Consider the following 1,578-nt stretch of genomic DNA (forward strand, 5'->3'; position numbering starts at 1 on the left):
CGACCGCAGCGCCGCGTACGCGATGCGCTGGGTCGCCAAGAACGTCGTCGCGGCCGGACTGGCGAAGCGCTGCGAGGCCCAGGTCGCGTACGCCATCGGCAAGGCCGAGCCGGTCGGCCTGTTCATCGAGACATACGGCACCCAGACCGTGCCGGCCGAGCGCATCCAGACCGCCATCACCAAGGTCTTCGACCTCCGCCCGGCCGCGATCATCCGCGCCCTGGACCTGCTGCGCCCGATCTACGCCCAGACGGCCTCGTACGGCCACTTCGGGCGCGAACTCCCGGACTTCACCTGGGAGCGCACCGACCGCGTCGAGGCACTGCGCGCCGCGGCCGCGGGCTGAGCAGAGCAGCCGCGGGCCGGGAAGAGAACACGAGCGCCGCACGACGAGCGACATACGCGCTGACGCGCACGCGACGAGAGACGAGACAGGGACAGGTCACCGTATGAAGATCGCGGTCACGGGTTCGATCGCCACCGACCATCTCATGGCCTTCGACGGCCGGTTCACGGATCACTTGATCGCCGACCGGCTCGACCACGTATCGCTCTCCTTCGCCGTCGACGACTTGGAGGTACGGCGCGGGGGAGTGGCGGCGAACATCTGCTTCGGCCTCGGCGCACTCGGCCTGCGCCCGCTCCTGGTGGGCGCGGTCGGCGCGGACTTCGAGCCGTACCGCGTCTGGCTCAAGGAACACGGCGTCGACACCGACTCGGTACGGGTCAGTGCCACCCGGCACACCGCGCGCTTCGTCTGCACCACCGACGTCGACCACAACCAGATCGGCTCGTTCTACGCGGGCGCCATGACCGAGGCCCGCGAGATCGATCTCGCGTCGATCGCCGAACGGTCCGGCGGCCTCGACCTCGTCGTCGTCGCGCCCAACGACCCGGTCGCCATGGTCCGCCACGCGCGCCAGAGCGCCGAGTTGGGCGTACCCTTCGTCGCCGACCCCTCGCAGCAACTGGCGCGCATGGACCGCGACGAGGTCCGCGCCCTGCTCGGCCAACCCCGCTACCTCTTCACCAACGCCTACGAAAGCGTCCTGATCCAGGAACGCACCGGCTGGACCGAGGAGCAGATACTCGACCGCGTCGGCACCTGGATCACCACCCGCGGCCCCGACGGCGCCCAACTGCGCCGCACCGGCCGCCCACCGCTCGACATCAAGGCCGTACCGCCCACTGGCCCCCTCGAACCCACCGGCGCCGGTGACGCGTTCCGCGCCGGATTCCTCGCGGCCGTCGCCGCGGGCCTGGGCGACGAGCGCGCCGCCCAACTGGGCTGCGCCCTCGCCACCATCGTCCTGGAAACCGTAGGCACCCAGACCTACACCCTCGCCCCGAACCGCCTGACCACCCTCGTACGCGACACCTACGGCCCGACCGCGGCCGACGAACTCACCACCGCGGCCACGCCCAAGCGCCCGGCGGCCCAGTCGTGACCGCGCCGCAGAACGAGCGCGTGGATGCGTTGCGGGTGGCGTTGGGGTCGCGGGTGGTGGTGGCGGATGGGGCGATGGGCACGATGCTTCAGGCGCAGGATCCGAGTCTGGAGGATTTCGAGCAGCTGGA

The 1,578-nt window shown here is 71.0% G+C and carries 2 protein-coding genes; both read left to right on the forward strand.

Annotated elements, in window-relative coordinates; translation table 11 throughout:
* Positions 1–346, forward strand: a 346-nt coding sequence (locus tag ACX6XY_RS29965; RefSeq protein ID WP_460337745.1) for a methionine adenosyltransferase domain-containing protein, incomplete at its 5' end; no start/stop codon positions are given.
* Positions 347–449: 103 nt separating this feature from the next.
* The gene (locus ACX6XY_RS29970) at positions 450–1,448 is read left to right on the forward strand and encodes a carbohydrate kinase family protein (RefSeq protein WP_460337748.1); all 999 of its coding nucleotides are present in this window, start codon (positions 450–452) and stop codon (positions 1,446–1,448) included.
* Positions 1,449–1,578 lie beyond the last annotated feature (130 nt).

The sequence above is a fragment of the Streptomyces sp. O3 genome, from assembly GCF_054788135.1.